Source organism: Mesotoga sp. H07pep.5.4 (assembly GCF_003664935.1).
In the GTDB taxonomy this organism is placed as follows: Bacteria; Thermotogota; Thermotogae; order Petrotogales; family Kosmotogaceae; genus Mesotoga; species Mesotoga prima.
Window position 1 is genome coordinate 53,758 of the sequence record NZ_JFHM01000015.1, and the last position, 15,719, is coordinate 69,476.

Below are 15,719 nucleotides of genomic sequence, written 5' to 3' on the forward strand. Positions count from 1 at the left end.
TATGTTAGTTATGAACAAAATCAAAGACACCAAACGAAGGAGGGAGCGCCATGTATATTGTGTGTGATTTGACGTATGCTGTTTCTGAAAGTAGATCCACGGAGGCTTTGAAAATGATACTTGAGACGCTCTCAAAAAAGTTGCTTCTGGGAGCCCAAGGTGACACGCTTAATATGAGAGCCGAGACGGAAGACACGATTGAAGTTCAGATCATGGCTCTCAAAGGTTCGTGTTCTTTCGAAGAAGTAGTGCCAAGGATCAACGAGTACCTATCATTGATCTCAAGAGCGCTGGAAACGAGTTTTCCAGATTACAGAGTAGTTAGTTCATACATCTATCTAGATGGAGAAGAAACACCCTATCTACTCTGTTGAAGCCATAAAAAGAGGGCCGCGGGCCCTCTTTTTTTTGTACGGTTGACAGGATAAAAACACTCCACTATAATCAAAATGTTGATACTTAGAATGGTTCTAAATAAGGAGGTGTTTTATGGAGAAAAGAATTCCTTTGATCGGTGAAGATTTTCCTGAAATGAAAGTGAAGACAACTCACGGTGTACTCAACCTTCCAGAAGAATATAAGGGCAAATGGTTTGTTTTGTTCAGCCATCCGGGCGATTTTACACCGGTTTGTACAACTGAGTTTGTGGGATTTCAGAAGAGATACCAGAAGTTCAGAGAGCTCAACTGTGAACTCATAGGTCTCAGCGTCGATCAAGTCTTCTCTCACATAAAGTGGGCCGAATGGATAGAAGAAACTCTGGGAGTGAAGATTGAGTTCCCAATAATCGCCGATGAAATGGGTGAAGTTGGTATGACTCTCGGTTTGATCCATCCTGCGAAGGGTACAAACACGGTCAGGGCCGTATTCATTGTTGATCCGAAGGGAAAAATAAGGGCAATACTCTATTATCCGCAGGAGCTTGGAAGAAACATGGACGAAATACTTAGAATGGTCAAGGGCTTCCAGGTTGCCGACAAGAACGGAGTCGCGATTCCTGCCGATTGGCCAAACAACGAAATCATCGGCGATCACGTAATTATTCCCCCTGCAGCAGACGTCAAGACTGCAGCAGAGAGAAAGGGCAAGGAAGGTTGCTACGACTGGTGGTTCTGCCACAAGAGCCTTTGACACAGCGATCATGAAATAAATTTAACGGATAGAGGTCGGGACAACCGACCTCTTCTTTTTTTGCTTGCCGCCTCAAACATAGAATCCCGAGCTTAAACCACAAATCTTTTGAAAGACGGGCAGAATAATTGTCTCTAGGTATTCGATGTTTTCTGCGCGTAATTAACTATAGACAATCTAGAATGAGCCTGATCGCACGTGGTTGATCTTGATTGTTCTTTTTCAAAGATGTAAAGTTTGGTATTATAGAGATGAAAAAAATTTCCTTCGGAGGTGATGACAGTGAAAAAAATTTTCTTTGTGGTATTCCTCGTATTGATGCTTTCAGTGACAGTGACTGCAAAACTTGTCTACTGGCATACTCAAGAGGAGGAATCAAGACAGCAGGTAATTGCACAGATAATCGAGTCGTTCACGATTGAAACGGGAATCGAAGTCGACGTAGTCGCGATCGAAGAGAATGAGATGTTTTCACGGCTGGCGGCCGCTTCCGCTGCCGAAACGCTTCCGGATCTGATTGAAGCTGGCGCGGAAACCATTCTGGGTCTTGGCGCGGATGGTTTGCTTGACACTGCAATTCCAACGAGATTCATTAAGAATGGAGGGGATTTCTACAACGGCGCCACGAGATTCGTTATTACGCCAACCGGGGACGAATACTTTGCGGTCCCATACCATGGATGGGTTCAGGGTATCTGGTACAGAAAAGATTGGTTTGAAAAAGCCGGATTGGCCGAGCCGACCACATGGGAAGCGATCATGGAAGCTGCGAAGTATTTCCATGATCCTCAGAACGGAATGTACGGGATCGTTCTGGGAAAGGCAAACGATGCTTATGCAGAACAGGTGTTCACGATTTTCGCTTTGTCAAATGGAGCCAGGATATTTGATAAGGAAGGAAACGTGATCGTAAATTCTCCGGAGATGAAGGAAGTACTCCAATACTATAAAGATCTTGGAGAGTACTCGGCCCCCGGGCATACCTACTGGCAGCAAGCAAGAGAGCTCTTCCTTGCAGGTAAAACACCGATGATGTTCTACTCTACTTACATTATGGATGACCTTGCCCTTGCGGAGATTCAGACTCAATACATCAGCAATTTTGATCCTGAACTGGTTGAGAACACGGAGTTTGCTCCAATGATGACTCATAGCAGATCTTCATCCTTTGGACAGGTTTTGTCGCTTGCAGTAATAAAGTCTTCCGAGAATAAACTTGACGTTCTCAAGTTTCTGGATTTTGTTTTCGAACCGGACAACTACATCAAGTACATCCATATGGCTCCTGGTGGTATGCTTCCAACGCGCTCCTCTATCGCCGAAAGTGAAGAATTCCTGAATGATCCAAAAGGGATTTACAGGAGGTACGGTGCTGAAAAGATCAAGTCAATCATCTATGGAATGGAGAACATCGAGAAGTTCGGTTACGTTGAAGGGAGGGTCTTCCCTGAAATGGGCAAGATATCCGGGGCCTTCACAATAGGAAATGGAATTGTCATGATGTTTGATAACGACGCAACTCCAGATCAAGTTCTCACTTTCTGGAGAGAGGATATTAGGAAGCTTATAGGAAGATAATCATCTAGCATTGGAGGCCCCGGAGCCGGGGCCTTCATTTTTTGGAGGGAGATCTCATGCAGAGAGCAGCCTCTTCCATGTTGAAGAAAGAAAACAGTCTGGGTTGGAAACTGGTTTCACCAACTGTAATACTGTTAATGATACTTATACTCTATCCAGTCGGTTACAATATTTATATCTCGTTCTTCGATTATGGAATAACCAGCTCCACATTTGTAGGACTGGAAAATTATGTTCGCGTCTTCAAAGACAGCGCCTTCTGGAAGTCATTCTTCATTACTGTAGGTTTCACGCTTATGACTGTGATTGGAAGCATTCTCCTGGGACTCGTTGTAGCATTAATGCTCAACAAGGAGTTCAAGGGGAGAGCTATTGTTAGGACGATTGTGCTGCTTCCATACATAACACCGCTCATTTCAATTGTCTTCTCCTGGAAGTATATCTTCGATCCTAGCTATGGGCCATTTATGCAGCTGTTCAGTCAAACTCTTGGGTGGGTTTCCCCTCAACTCGATCTTCTGAACAATTCGAACAACGCGTTCTTGGTGGCCTCTGTCTTCAATATTTGGCGAAACTTTCCTTTTGTCTATTTGATGCTCCTATCAAGGCTTCAGTCGATACCTGACGATTACTATGAAGCTGCTGAAATTGATGGGGCAACGTCTTGGAAGCAGTTCACTAATATAACACTTCCAGAGCTCTACTTTGTGATGGGAGCGGTAGCACTAATGAGAGGGATCTGGAATTTCTACAAATTCGATGAAGTCTATCTGATAAGCAAGAGGGCGGGAACACTACCAATCTTCATCTATGAAAGGGTAATAGGCACTACTTCGCCGGAGTACGGAGTAGCCGCTGCGATAGCAACGATTCTGATGGTAATAATGCTTTTCTTGATAACCGTGTACGTCAAGAAGGTGTTGAAATGGTAAAGAGAAAATCACCCTTCAAGAGAGGAATGTTTATTTTTGGGATCCTTCTTTTGTGCTTTTTTATTCTAATTCCGTTTTATTTCATGATTCATGTATCATTAAAAGCCGATTATGATCCAAACAAGCTGACATTTTCGAACTTCACGGTAAGAAATTACCTCGAGATATTCGGTTTGATTCAGAGTAGCGAGACAGAGTTTTTCGGAGATGAAATTATTAGGGCAAATCTTGAGCCGGTACTGAAAAGAATCGAAGAGCTGGAAGAAAGGACGGCCTCACTGGAATCGTACACTCGATATGTTCACGAGATCCAGTTGGAGGCAAAAGAGAAAGAACTTAGGGATATTGTAGATCTTGTAATTGATTTCAGTGGAATAGAAGTTCAAAACAGAGAGGAATTTATCGAACGCGCGATAACTCCAGGTACCGAAGAGACGGAAATTGTTGAGGAGAATATGAAATCGATTTTCAGTGCCAACGATGTAAAGAAGTTTATCGATCTTAGGGAAGAAGTGGACAGCGCTCTAACCGAGGAGTCTCTCCTGGCTGGTCTAGAGAATGCAAAGGCCCAGCTCAAATCCTATGAAGCTCAGAAAAAAAAGATAATCGAGGAGAGAGCAAGTGAATTCCCCTTCCTGAGATATCTTAGTAACTCATTAGTCTTCGCAGGAATTTCAGCTTTAATAAGCCTCATTGTTGCCATTTTCGGTGCCTACGCCTTTTCGAGGCTTAGATTCAAGGGGAGAAGTTCTGTTCAGCGATCCGTTCTATTCGTTTATCTCTTTGGAGGGACGGTAATAATGGTTCCGCTTTATCAAATGGCGGTGAAGCTCGGGATCCTTGCAACGCCATTGGGAACGGGAATCTACTTGATCATGGTTTATGTTATTCAAACATTGCCGGTTTCTTTGTACATGCTGGGCAACTATTTCAGAACGATACCGTTTTCGATAGAAGAAGCCGCTATCATTGATGGTTGCTCAAGAATTCAGGCGATCTTCAAGATCGTAATTCCTCTTTCTCTTCCAGCGATAGTGACTGTATATATCTACGCATTTATGATTGGTTGGAATGAATACCTATTCGCATCGGCCTTCCTTGGTTTGAAGTCATACAAAGATCTCTTCACCCTTCCAATTGGGTTGAACGCGTTCTCAGGTTCCGCCCATGCTGTTTGGGGTAGGTTGATGGCGGCTTCTGTGGTTTCCGCAGTTCCAATAATTATCATCTTCAGTCTCATGCAGAAATACCTGACCAGCGGATTCACTGCTGGAGGCGTGAAAGAATAGGAGGTGTCTATATGCCCGGACTGAGTCATGATTCATACGATATAGTGGTGGGAATACCTAGTTTCAACAACGAGACTACGATTAAATATGTTGTCGAGACGGCGGCCATAGGCTTAAAGCAGTATTTTCCATCTATGAGAGGTTGCATTGTCAATGCTGACGGGGGCTCAACCGACAGGACAAAGGAGATGTTTTATTCGGCTTCAAGTAATGGGGTAGATTTGCTGTCCTTTGTATATGAGGGAATTTCGGGAAAAGGTAGCGCAATGAGATCAATAATGGAGAAATCAAAATCATATGGAGCGCAAGCAGTCCTATTTCTTGATTCCGATCTCAGAAGTGTGGAGCCATTCTGGATAGAAAGGCTTGCAAGTCCGATTCTGGAGGAAGGGGCAGCCTATGTCACCCCTTACTATATAAGACACAAGTACGATGGGACAATAACGAACAGCATATGTTATCCCCTCACCACAGCTCTTTATGGAAAAAAGATCAGGCAACCCATCGGGGGAGATTTCGGAGTTGGAAGGGAGCTCCTCGAATACTACACGACGGTACCCGAGAATACGTGGAGATCGGACATTTCAAGATTTGGAATAGATATATGGATGACGACCTCCGCTGTCAATGAAGTCAAAGGAAGCATTTATCAAGCCGCTCTCGGGACGAAGATTCATGATGTCAAAGATCCTGGAAAGCAATTGGGGAACATGTTCAAAGAAGTTGTAGGCACCCTGTTTTCCCTGATGCAGAAATATGAGGATAATTGGAAAACAGTGGGTGACTATTCCGATTCACCTATCTATGGTGACGTTGTGACAGGTATACCGGAGCCGCTGGAGGTCGATCTCGAAAACATGATTTCCAAGTGCTACGAAGGCATACACAGTCAGGAAGATTTCATCAAAGACATTCTTGGTGCGAAGATTGCTCGAAATCTCTTACTTCTTGGAAAATCAGACGCGATGATCGATGATGATCTTTGGGTTAGAATTATTTACAGAATAGCTTCAGGCTATAGAAAGTTAGCTCTTAGAGACAGACTCATAGAGCTTCTAGTTCCGCTTTATTTTGGAAGGGTTGCCAGCTTTGTCTCGAGAACAGAAAAGATGACCCAGGAAGGTGCCGAAGAAGAAATCGATAAACTTCTGAAGAAGTTTGTAGAAACGAAGGATGAGTTGATATCTATATGGGAGAAGAGTTCAGAATAACTGAAAAACTGAAGGCGATGATAAAGGGTTTAAACCCTGCAGAGAAGAAGGCAGCCAGATACATTATCGATTTTCCAGATGATGTTATCCATCATTCAATAAGCGAACTCTCAGTACTTGCGGGAACAAGCGAGACCACAATTTTCAGGCTGTCAAAAAAGCTGAACTTCAATGGATACCAGGCCCTCAAAATACAGCTAGCCAGAGAACTCTCGCGAGAATCACCGCCAATTTCAGCCGACAAGAATAAGCTGATTTCCGATCTCATTGAGGCACTTAATCAGCAGAACCAACTTATTGATGATGTTCAATTAGACAGAATTGCAGGTAAAATCGTTAGAGCGAATAGACTGATTTTCTTTGGAGTGGCCTCAAGCGGAATAGTTGCCGAATTTGGGGCAACCCTCTTCATGAGAGCCGGTTTTTCGACCGCGTTCTACACAGACCCCCATTTGCAGATAATGACTGCCGTCTCGCTTAACAAGGGAGATATAGTTTTCGGCATCTCTGCCAGCGGGAATATTAGGGACACTGTGAAATCCATTGAAGTGGCTTCAGACTCCGGGGCGTACACTGTAGCAGTTACGGGTGGGATAGGATCGAGAATAGTGAGTGTTTCCACCGAGACCATCTACGTAGCTCAAGGGGGTCATGAAACCGGGATACCACCTCTTCAGCCCAGAGTCTGCCAGCTTACGGTAATACAACTTCTTCTGGAGAAGTCCATAAAACTCAGAAACGGAACGATGCAGACTCTTGAAAAGGTCGATAGAACACTTGATAAGAAAAGATATCTTTAGTCTGAAGGTCTAAACACACTCTCTCCGGTAGGTTTCTAGTTCAACCGTTGAACACAGCCAAAGGTTTTCTCAATGTCTGTAGCAAAAACGTCCACTTTGACAAGAGAATTACCGAATAGCTGCTTTGGTACTAGGGCTGGGAAGCAGAAGTTTTCAAGCTGCTTTCAAAGGAAAAACCATTTTCGAAAGCAGTGAGGCAGGCTTCGACAACTTCTGTTCTGTAAAGTGAACCTTTGTATTTTACTATCTGATCCAGCGAGTACTCCTGTCCATACGGCTTTCTGTATGGCCTGTAAAAACTCATTGCCGCGACTACTTCAGAAACGGCAAGTATGCTACCCTCAAGGCTAATTTCCGAATCCTTTAGGCCGTTCGGATAACCGGAACCGTCAATTCTCTCATGATGCTGAAAGACTGCGTACGAGACTTTATCGGGAAATGGAACTCCTCTACTTATCTCGAATCCCGTAATGGGATGTCTTCTAAGAAGTCTGGCCTCAAGAGCATGCAGTGGCCCGGGTCTAGTGAGCATGTCCAAAAACATCGAGTTCATTCCTAAGTCGTGTATCTTTCCGGCCATTTCAAGACAGGCCATGGTAAAAGAGTCCAATGCCATTTCCTTAGCGATTGCTGACGCAAGCTTCGAAACGTTTTCCTCATGTTCTTCTACATATATGCTCTTCATTCTGAACATCTGTAAAAGGGAGTTTGCGGTACCCCTGCAAATGTCGAGCCGACTTGCGGTATCATATTCCAGAGTTCTTCTGGGTGCACGATAATAATCTTCATTTACGCTAAACCCACTTTCTCTGAGAGTGTACGGATGGAGTCTGGAGATTTCCAGAGCACTGCTTTGGTCAATTCTTGAAGAGTCATAAAGGCAATATGCCGTTACTGGAGACTCTTCAACGAGATCGCTCACAGATGCCTCGTACTTTAGAAGCTCTTCCATTTTCGTCCCAGATTCCAGGATCGCAGTACCTTCCCCGGCCACACCGAGGCCATTATAGCCTTCCTTTATAGCCCTTACTGCGGCTTCTTGCAGAAAACTAATCTGTCTTACGGGATCGAAAACGCCGTTCTTCACATATGACTTTTCGAAATCGATTATCTCTAATGTCTTCGAACCTAGAAGATCATCCAGGTTATAGGGGAGCCCGTCAGTTGTCTCTTTAGAAGGAATGACATCCCTTTCTGGTCCAAAATAAAGAAGTTTGTAATTTTTGGAAAGACCTTCTTTAAGGAAGGTGTTTATTGCTTTTCTTAGATCGTGAGCCGAACCATAAAGACAAACACTATGAGTATCTGATTTCATTAAACAACAACTCCATTAATATATGACGAACTTTCTTCAGGAGGTCATATCAAAAAAATTATTGCATAAGTAATTTCACACTTTGCCATAAACGAATATGCACTGTTAGTTAAATGGTGGCGACCAAAAAGTGTCAGAGTCTTATTACTAGCTTTATCTGGAAGTAAATTCAGAAGATGTCTCTACATGTTCTTGGGAAAACTGATGGTCACGGTCGTTCCCATCATGTACCTCGATCGTACCTCTATAGATCCGTTTATAAGGTTGAGAGCGTGCTTAACGAGAGACAGTCCCAGCCCCAATCCAGAAGATCCCGAAGTTCTTGCATTGCTTCCTCTGTAGAATCTTTCGAAGATTCTCGGTAGTTCTTCACTTTTAATACCTATTCCGTTGTCTTTCACGGAGATGTATATTCTGGATTCGACTTCCCTAGAGACGATTTCAATTGTATCGCCAACACTTGAGTACTTAACCGCATTCGAAATCAGGTTCGATATCACTCTGAAGAGAAGAAGCGAATCTACGGCGGCATATGTGTTAGGGGAGACTGTTGTGGTTATCTTCAATTTCTTTCTTTTCCATTTGCTTTCGAGGTCACTTACGGACTCATCAATTAGTTCCTTCAAATTGACGGTTTCAATCTTGACTCTGTAGTTCTGTAGCTCGAGATTAGACAGTATTCCAAGTTCTTCAACCAATCTCGAAAGCCGTCCAGTCGATCTCGCTATCCTTTCGATAGTCTCGGAAACATCTGCAGGTAACTCCATTTTCTTTTCTATTAGAAGCTGTACATAACCGTTTATAACAGCCAACGGTGTAGAAAACTCGTGGACAATCGAATTGACAAAGTCCATCTTAGCGCTTTCAAAGAGTTTTTCACTCGTTATGTTTCTCGCTATTATATATGGTGCAGAAACCCTTATTTTGAGATAGTGAGTCGTGTCATCCTTAACGAAGATCGTGTCGATGGTGTAATTAGTACCCGAAATGAGATTATCTACTATCTTTGAAATGCCCTGAACGTGGAGAGCGTCAGGTAAGGCTAATCCTTCCACATCTCCAAGCATCTTTCTAGCCGATAGGTTGGCCCTTGTTACGACCAGACCTTCATCTACCATTATGATTGCTTCGTTAAGTTCATCGAGCAGAGATTCGTTCATCTCTGCTCTCCAATGACGAATTTGTAACCGACTCCCCGAACTGTCTTAATGAATCCCTCTCCAACCTTTTCTCTGAGTTTGCTTATGTGGACGTCAACGGTTCTGAAATCGCCGAAGAAATCCATTCCCCAAACCTTGTCCAGTAGCTCTTCGCGAGTAAAAACTCTCCCGGGGTTTTCCGCGAGCAGTTTCAACAATTCGAATTCTCTTCTTGTCAGCTCTTCTGACTTTCCATTTTTAGTTACTGTGTACGATTTGAGGTTAACTACGGCGTCACCAATCGTAAGTTTATCTTCCAAAGTACCGGATATCTCTGTTCTTCTCATGACAGCCTTGATTCTTGCCACAAGAGCCCTTGGATTGAAGGGTTTTGTAACGTAATCATCTGCGCCAAGTTCAAGCCCAAGAATCATGTCAAGGTCGGACTTTCTTGCGGTCAAAAATATTATCGGAATTCTCGAATACATTGTTCGAATCTTCTTCACGAGATCGAGACCATTTGCGTCAGGTAGCATGATATCAAGTAATATCACGTCGGGCTTTTCTGAACGCAGGGATGACCATAACTCTTCTGCATTTGCGGCAGTTGAAGTCTGCATCGATTCATTCTCACATGCAGTTCTGACAATATTCAGGATATCGAGATCGTCATCAACAATCAATACTTTCAACGTCGCATTTCCTCCTTGAGGCTCTCGCCCTTTTCTATGTAATAGATCTCTTCTGCAATGTTAGTCGCATGATCGCCGGCTCTTTCGAGAAATCTTGACACTAGCATCAAATCTAGGAGCTGTCCGATCGCATTTGGGTCGGTCATGCTAACCAGTTTCTCTCTCACTTCTCTCTTTATGTACAGGTAGTATTCATCTACGTTGTTGTCCTCGTTCCATACTCTTTTTGCAGTCTCCGTATCCTTGTTGTAGTAGGCATCTATTATCTCTTCCAACATCTTTTCGACAACCGCTGTCATCTTCTTAATATGTATAAGTGGCTTGACGAGAGTCTGATTCTCATACCTGACTGCGACTTCAGCAATGTTTACGGCGAGGTCGCCGATTCTTTCCAGATCGGTTGCCAGCTTCATCATTGTAAGAACATACCTTAAGTCCTCGGCAAGGGGTTGAAATCGTCCGATATAGTTGCATATTTCTGTATCCATTTCTCTCTGAAGCTTATCAATCACTTCATCATTTTCAATGACTACTCTTGCGAGGTCGCCATCTAATCGATCAAGAGAGTCTATCGCTTTCAAAAGACTCGATCTCACGTTCTCCATCATATCTGACAACATAGATTTCAATCTGTTAAAGCCTGCTTCCAGATGCCTCTGCCTTTCTGGTGTCATCTCAACCAACTCCCGTTAACTGAAGATTCCTCTCAGGTACTCGCTTGTTCTTTGATCTCTAGGGTTAGAGGTTATCTTCTCGGTAGTGTCAAACTCAACGAGATCACCCACGTAGAAGAACATCACATAATCCGAGATCCTCAGTGCCTGCTGAAGGTTATGGGTTACTATAATAATAGTATACTTATCCGAGAGCTCTTCTATAAGAGTTTCTATTCTCTGTGTAGCAATTGGATCAAGAGCACTCGTAGGCTCATCGAGAAGCAGAACATCCGGTTCAACGGACAGAGCCCTCGCTATGCAAAGTCTTTGCTGTTGACCTCCCGATAGATTTGTTGCGTTTTTCTTCAGCTCATCTTTGACCTCATCCCATAGGGCTGCCTGCTTTAGTGACTTTTCGGTTATCTCCCTAAGTGTCTTGCGGTTCTTGATTCCGTGAATTCTCGGCCCATAAGTGACGTTTTCCTGGATCGTTTTTGGAAATGGGTTTGGCTTCTGAAAGACCATTCCCACGTGTTTTCTTAGAATGACCGGGTCCATATCGAGAATCTCGTTGCCGAGAAGTTTTACCGATCCCGTATGTCTGTAGGAAGGTATCAGATCATTCATGCGGTTTAGAACTCTAAGAAAGGTAGATTTTCCGCAACCGGAAGGGCCCACAACCGCTGTTACCTTCTTTTTTGGGATTTCACAGGTCACGTCCTTAAGTGCATGTTTATCACCATAATACACGTTGAGCTTTTCTATTTTGAAAATTGGTTCGTCCATTTCACTCCTCCAGTTTCTTCGATTCTATTCTCCTTCTGATTGCGACGCTGACGAACAAAGTTATGACGATTATCAGCAGAACGGAAATACTTCCCTCAAGCTTCGGAGTCACATTCTCGGGATAGATTGCCGAAAGCACGAAAATGTGTGTTGGCAATGACATAGCCGGCTCAAAGAGACCTGAAGGGTTTCTGGTAATATAAAATGCGGCCCCTGTAAACAGCAAAGGAGCCGTCTCCCCAATTATTCTTCCTACAGCTATCATAACTCCAGTTAGTATCCTCGAGAAGGAGGCTGGAACAACGATTCTGAAAGTTGTCTCAGCCTTATTCGCACCAAGTGCCATCGATGCTTCTCTGTAAGATTTCGGAACTGCAGCCAGGCTTTCATGGGTATTTGAAATGATGTAAGGAAGTGACATTATTCCTAAAGTAAGACCCCCCGAGATGATTGAGGTTCCGAATCCAAAAGTGATCGAAAAAAGCGACAGGCCAAACATTCCAAAAACAACCGAAGGAATTCCCGCAAGAATGTTGTTAGCAGTTAAAACTAGACGCTGAAAACGATTCTCTTTGCTGTACTCACTCAAATAGACGGCTGATAAAATACCAACCGGCACCGAAAAGAGCAGTGCTATCGATAGAAAATAAAACGTTCCCAGTATTGAAGGCCAAATTCCTCCTTCCGTCATCGAATTTCTCGGGAAGGAGACCAGAAATTCCAGGCTAATGTCATCAAGTCCATTTATAACAAGGAAACCAATTATAGCTAGTATAACTGCAACCAGTGTGTACGATATAATTCCGAAAATCAATTTGGTTATTCGGTCGATCAGCATCTTCTCATTCCCCTCTTAAGACGCATTGCTATAACTGTGAAGATCAGGGAAATCCCTAAAAGAACAATCCCAATCATGAAGAGAGCGTAATAATGAGTGCTTCCAAGTTCAACTTCTCCCATTTCGCCGGCGATTGCTGCGGTTAGAGGTCTAACTGGATCAAAGATCGACTGGGGAATCATGGAAGCGCCGCCTGCGACCATCAGAACAACCATTGTTTCTCCTATTATTCTATTTGCTCCAAGTATGATCGCATTTAGGATCCCGCTTCTAGCTTGTGGAACAATAATGCGGAATACTGTTGAAGTTGTGTTGGCTCCCAGTGCTAATGAGGCCTCTTTTTGATCTACAGGAACAGCTTTCAATGCATCTTCGATAAGAGTTACGAAATATGGCATAGCAAGTATAGAGAGCATGAGAGAAGCGTTGAAAATATTCAGTCCCGTCCACACTTTCATCGGGAAGAGCTCCATTAACCACCTTGAGACATACTTGAGCCCGAAACTTCCAAGTACCACAGATGGAATTCCTGCCATGAGTTCAAATATGAGTTTTAGAAAGTCGTGCGCCTTCCTGTGGCTGAACTCGGCAAGAAATATGGCCGAAACAAATCCCAACGGGATAGATATTGCTAAGGTCAACCCTGTTACAGCCAGAGTGCCCGATAACAGAGCGAGGATGCCATATTCGGCATCCTCGTAAGTTGGGTACCAGCGAGCGCTGAAAAAGAACTCCTCGAATGATATCTTTCCGAAAACTCTTACCCCATCTGATATGAGAAAGAAGAATATTCCGAAAAGAATTGCTGATGTAATCAAAGCTGCAGTCGTTACCAGTACTCTCGACGAAAGTTCAAGTCTCCTTCTTCTCAACTCGCCTCATCCAATCTATTTCGTTCCGTAAGCGTTTACATAACCCACACTTAGAACAGCTGCCTGCCCTTCCGGTGATAGTGCATATCTCAGGAATTCACCAATAACTCCTGTAGGGAGTCCATTGGTTGCATCGACGAACATGAACAATGGTCTCGATATCGGGTATGATCCTGCATTCACGTTTGCTACAGTGGGTTCAACGCCTTCAACTGTCAGGGCCTTAACCTCTTCCGTGATGTATCCCATTCCAATGTAGCCGATAGCATACTGATTCTGCATAACCTGCTCAACTTCGGCTCTTGTTGATGCCAGCTGTTGAACCTGAGGAGCGAATTTCTCACCCTTCATTACGTGTTCGACGAAGTACTCGAATGTTCCAGATGCATTGTCTCTTGACAGAGGAACAATTCTAGCCTTTGGCAGAGAAGAGTCAATCTGATTCCACGAAGTTATCTTTCCCGAGTAGATATCAAAAAGCTGTTGAATGGTTATGTTGCTAATCCCGAGGGACTTGTTTACGATAATCGCTATCCCGTCATAGGCGACAACATATGGTATGAAGTACTTTCCATCACTGTTCATCTGTTCAATTTCCGAGGCCTTGATCCATCTACTGGAATTTGCAATGTCGGTCTGTCCATTGAATAAGGCCTTGATACCCGTCGAAGACCCGGCGCCTTCGATAGATATCTCAACATCAGGGTTCATTGCCTTGAAACCTTCTGCCCAGAGCTGCGCAACTGGATAGACAGTGTTGGAGCCTTTAATGACAAGTGTAGAACCTAACATAGTACCAGCCAGTAACAGGATCACGATAAGTACACCAAAATTCTTCATACACACACCTCCTGAATTTATTTCCACGATTAGTTTATACATGTAGGGTGTTATTGGGGGATTATTTGAGTTTGCTAAAAGTTCAGCTTTTTGACATTCTGATCAGAAGAAGATTACAGACGACTGGTGAAGGCCGGCATGAAAATGCTGAAGTATTCAGTGAATGATGAGCACATAAGATCCTTATTGAGAGAGGATTCTATAGGATGAAAATGAATATTTCCCGAAGATCAAGTATTTTAAATTCGATGAACTGCTATAAAGATCAGTTAATTATGTTTTGGAATATAGAAACTGTCCAGAATAAGGCCCTCCGGGGTTTTTGAATAGCCGTACAGACCTTCTAGAGTATAGTTGAACAACATATAGTGGAAGGCTTTGGCGGAAGCGACTAGACTCTCGCCCCGGGTGATATCGTAAAGCGGAGCACCGCCGCCAGCCGTAATAACATAGGTTACGCCGTTTCTCTCAATTCTCTGATAGCCATGATCATGGCCGCTAAGAACAAGATCGACGTTGTAGTTTTCGAAGACAGGAACCAGGTATTCCTTTAGATACAGATGGTCTCCATGAGAGCCGTAACTGTACGGAGGGTGGTGCAAGCAAACTACTATATGTGCAGGATCTTCTTCTTCCGCCTCCTCCAGCTGTGTTAGAAGCCAAACGTATTGCTGTGAATACTTATCGAAGGCTTCATTTGTGTTCAAAAATATGAAGAAGATATCGCCGTACCATAGGCTATAATATCTTTCATTTCCTGGGAAAGCAAAGAATTTCAAATAGTTTATGGCTTCAGACTCGTGGTTTCCAATAACACTGTAGAGTACACTGTCAGATAGTACCTCGGTAACTTCGAAGAAGTCTATCCATTCTTCAATAGCATCGTCGGTCGAGACGATATCACCCGTGTGAATTACTAGAGGAACGTTTTCACTAGCTATTCCATGGACTATCTCAGAATGAACGACATAGTTGTTTCTGCTATCCCCGTAAGCAGCAAAACTGAATGGTGTCTTTCTGTTAGGTGCGGTTGTCAGTATCCCGTTGCCTTTGTAAATGACTTCTCCATCCTTTTCACTCTTAACAGTGTAAGCATAGCTCATTCCAGGAAGGAGTCCAGATACCCGGAATCTGTGAAGAGTCACTTCCTCATCTGAATGAATAGATTCATTGGAGCCATCGTAGACTATTAAATAAGAAGTTGAGGGTTCCTCAGTGAACCAGCTTACGGTAACTCCATCGCGCGAAATATCGTTCAAATAGACTGAAAAAACCTGACCAATTATCAGAAGAAACAGAAGAAGCATATATTTTTTCAACGCGCTCACCTCCTTTATGGTGTCGTGGGATCTGCGAATAAATGGACACATAATGATTATAACGGAAAAAGAATCTTGATTCTTATTGAGGGGGTTTTTGAAATCTCGTCCATTGATGGATGACAAGATACAAGAGAAGTGTTGGAATAGCTTTTAGCGGTGAAAATAACGGTGTTCAACTGCGTTATGATATAATCTCAGAGCGGAGGTGAGTGATATGGAATTATACAGTAGTGAGAGTGAACCGCCACTTTGATTTGATTCGCCCGTTGAGACCTCCTTCTAAGTGACAAAAGAAAGATGAAGTACTTAAAAAGGGGG

Annotated in this window: 16 protein-coding genes; 7 read left to right on the forward strand and 9 right to left on the reverse strand. The window is 43.4% G+C overall.

Annotation, left to right across the window (positions count from 1 at the left end; genetic code table 11):
- Positions 1 to 50 precede the first annotated feature (50 nt).
- From Y696_RS09415 to Y696_RS09445, 7 genes are all read left to right on the forward strand, one after another.
- Entirely contained in the window at positions 51 to 374 is a 324-nt protein-coding gene (locus tag Y696_RS09415; protein WP_006488061.1) for a hypothetical protein, read from the forward strand.
- Between the two features lie 115 nt (positions 375 to 489).
- Entirely contained in the window at positions 490 to 1,131 is a 642-nt protein-coding gene (locus Y696_RS09420) for a peroxiredoxin (protein WP_006488060.1), read from the forward strand.
- A 276-nt stretch (positions 1,132 to 1,407) separates the two neighbouring features.
- On the forward strand, positions 1,408 to 2,709 hold the full coding sequence (locus Y696_RS09425; protein WP_259459909.1) for an ABC transporter substrate-binding protein: 1,302 nt from the start codon (positions 1,408 to 1,410) through the stop codon (positions 2,707 to 2,709).
- A gap of 56 nt (positions 2,710 to 2,765) precedes the next feature.
- Complete coding sequence (locus tag Y696_RS09430) at positions 2,766 to 3,641, forward strand: carbohydrate ABC transporter permease (RefSeq protein ID WP_006488058.1); 876 nt, start codon at positions 2,766 to 2,768, stop codon at positions 3,639 to 3,641.
- The gene (locus Y696_RS09435) at positions 3,635 to 4,930 is read left to right on the forward strand and encodes a carbohydrate ABC transporter permease (RefSeq protein WP_006488057.1); all 1,296 of its coding nucleotides are present in this window, start codon (positions 3,635 to 3,637) and stop codon (positions 4,928 to 4,930) included. Before Y696_RS09430 ends, Y696_RS09435 begins: the two co-directional genes overlap by 7 nt.
- 11 nt (positions 4,931 to 4,941) lie before the next feature.
- The gene (locus tag Y696_RS09440; protein ID WP_006488056.1) at positions 4,942 to 6,141 is read left to right on the forward strand and encodes a glycosyltransferase; all 1,200 of its coding nucleotides are present in this window, start codon (positions 4,942 to 4,944) and stop codon (positions 6,139 to 6,141) included.
- A complete protein-coding gene (locus tag Y696_RS09445; RefSeq protein ID WP_121510353.1) occupies positions 6,120 to 6,941 on the forward strand; it encodes a MurR/RpiR family transcriptional regulator in 822 nt (273 codons plus the stop codon). The genes Y696_RS09440 and Y696_RS09445 overlap by 22 nt, the downstream gene beginning before the upstream one ends.
- Before the next feature lie 130 nt (positions 6,942 to 7,071).
- On the opposite strand, the gene Y696_RS09450 is transcribed toward Y696_RS09445, so the two are convergent.
- From Y696_RS09450 to Y696_RS09490, 9 genes are all read right to left on the reverse strand, one after another.
- Positions 7,072 to 8,256 (reverse strand): MEDS domain-containing protein, encoded by a 1,185-nt coding sequence (locus tag Y696_RS09450; protein WP_006488052.1) that lies wholly within the window; start codon positions 8,254 to 8,256, stop codon positions 7,072 to 7,074.
- A 182-nt stretch (positions 8,257 to 8,438) separates the two neighbouring features.
- Positions 8,439 to 9,416: a cell wall metabolism sensor histidine kinase WalK gene (locus tag Y696_RS09455; protein WP_006488050.1), complete on the reverse strand. Its 978-nt coding sequence runs from the start codon at positions 9,414 to 9,416 to the stop codon at positions 8,439 to 8,441.
- Positions 9,413 to 10,087, reverse strand: coding sequence for a response regulator transcription factor (locus Y696_RS09460; RefSeq protein WP_006488048.1), 675 nt, complete (start codon positions 10,085 to 10,087; stop codon positions 9,413 to 9,415). Before Y696_RS09460 ends, Y696_RS09455 begins: the two co-directional genes overlap by 4 nt.
- On the reverse strand, positions 10,084 to 10,761 hold the full coding sequence (phoU, locus tag Y696_RS09465) for a phosphate signaling complex protein PhoU (RefSeq protein ID WP_039882300.1): 678 nt from the start codon (positions 10,759 to 10,761) through the stop codon (positions 10,084 to 10,086). The genes Y696_RS09460 and phoU overlap by 4 nt, the downstream gene beginning before the upstream one ends.
- Positions 10,762 to 10,776: 15 nt before the next feature.
- A complete protein-coding gene (gene pstB / locus Y696_RS09470) occupies positions 10,777 to 11,529 on the reverse strand; it encodes a phosphate ABC transporter ATP-binding protein PstB (RefSeq protein ID WP_121510354.1) in 753 nt (250 codons plus the stop codon).
- A 1-nt stretch (position 11,530) separates the two neighbouring features.
- Positions 11,531 to 12,367: a phosphate ABC transporter permease PstA gene (gene pstA / locus Y696_RS09475; RefSeq protein ID WP_014731432.1), complete on the reverse strand. Its 837-nt coding sequence runs from the start codon at positions 12,365 to 12,367 to the stop codon at positions 11,531 to 11,533.
- Positions 12,361 to 13,239 (reverse strand): phosphate ABC transporter permease subunit PstC, encoded by an 879-nt coding sequence (gene pstC, locus Y696_RS09480; RefSeq protein WP_014731433.1) that lies wholly within the window; start codon positions 13,237 to 13,239, stop codon positions 12,361 to 12,363. Before pstC ends, pstA begins: the two co-directional genes overlap by 7 nt.
- A 15-nt stretch (positions 13,240 to 13,254) precedes the next feature.
- Positions 13,255 to 14,079, reverse strand: coding sequence for a PstS family phosphate ABC transporter substrate-binding protein (locus Y696_RS09485; RefSeq protein ID WP_014731434.1), 825 nt, complete (start codon positions 14,077 to 14,079; stop codon positions 13,255 to 13,257).
- 269 nt (positions 14,080 to 14,348) lie between these two features.
- Positions 14,349 to 15,398 (reverse strand): metallophosphoesterase, encoded by a 1,050-nt coding sequence (locus Y696_RS09490; protein WP_121510355.1) that lies wholly within the window; start codon positions 15,396 to 15,398, stop codon positions 14,349 to 14,351.
- Positions 15,399 to 15,719 lie beyond the last annotated feature (321 nt).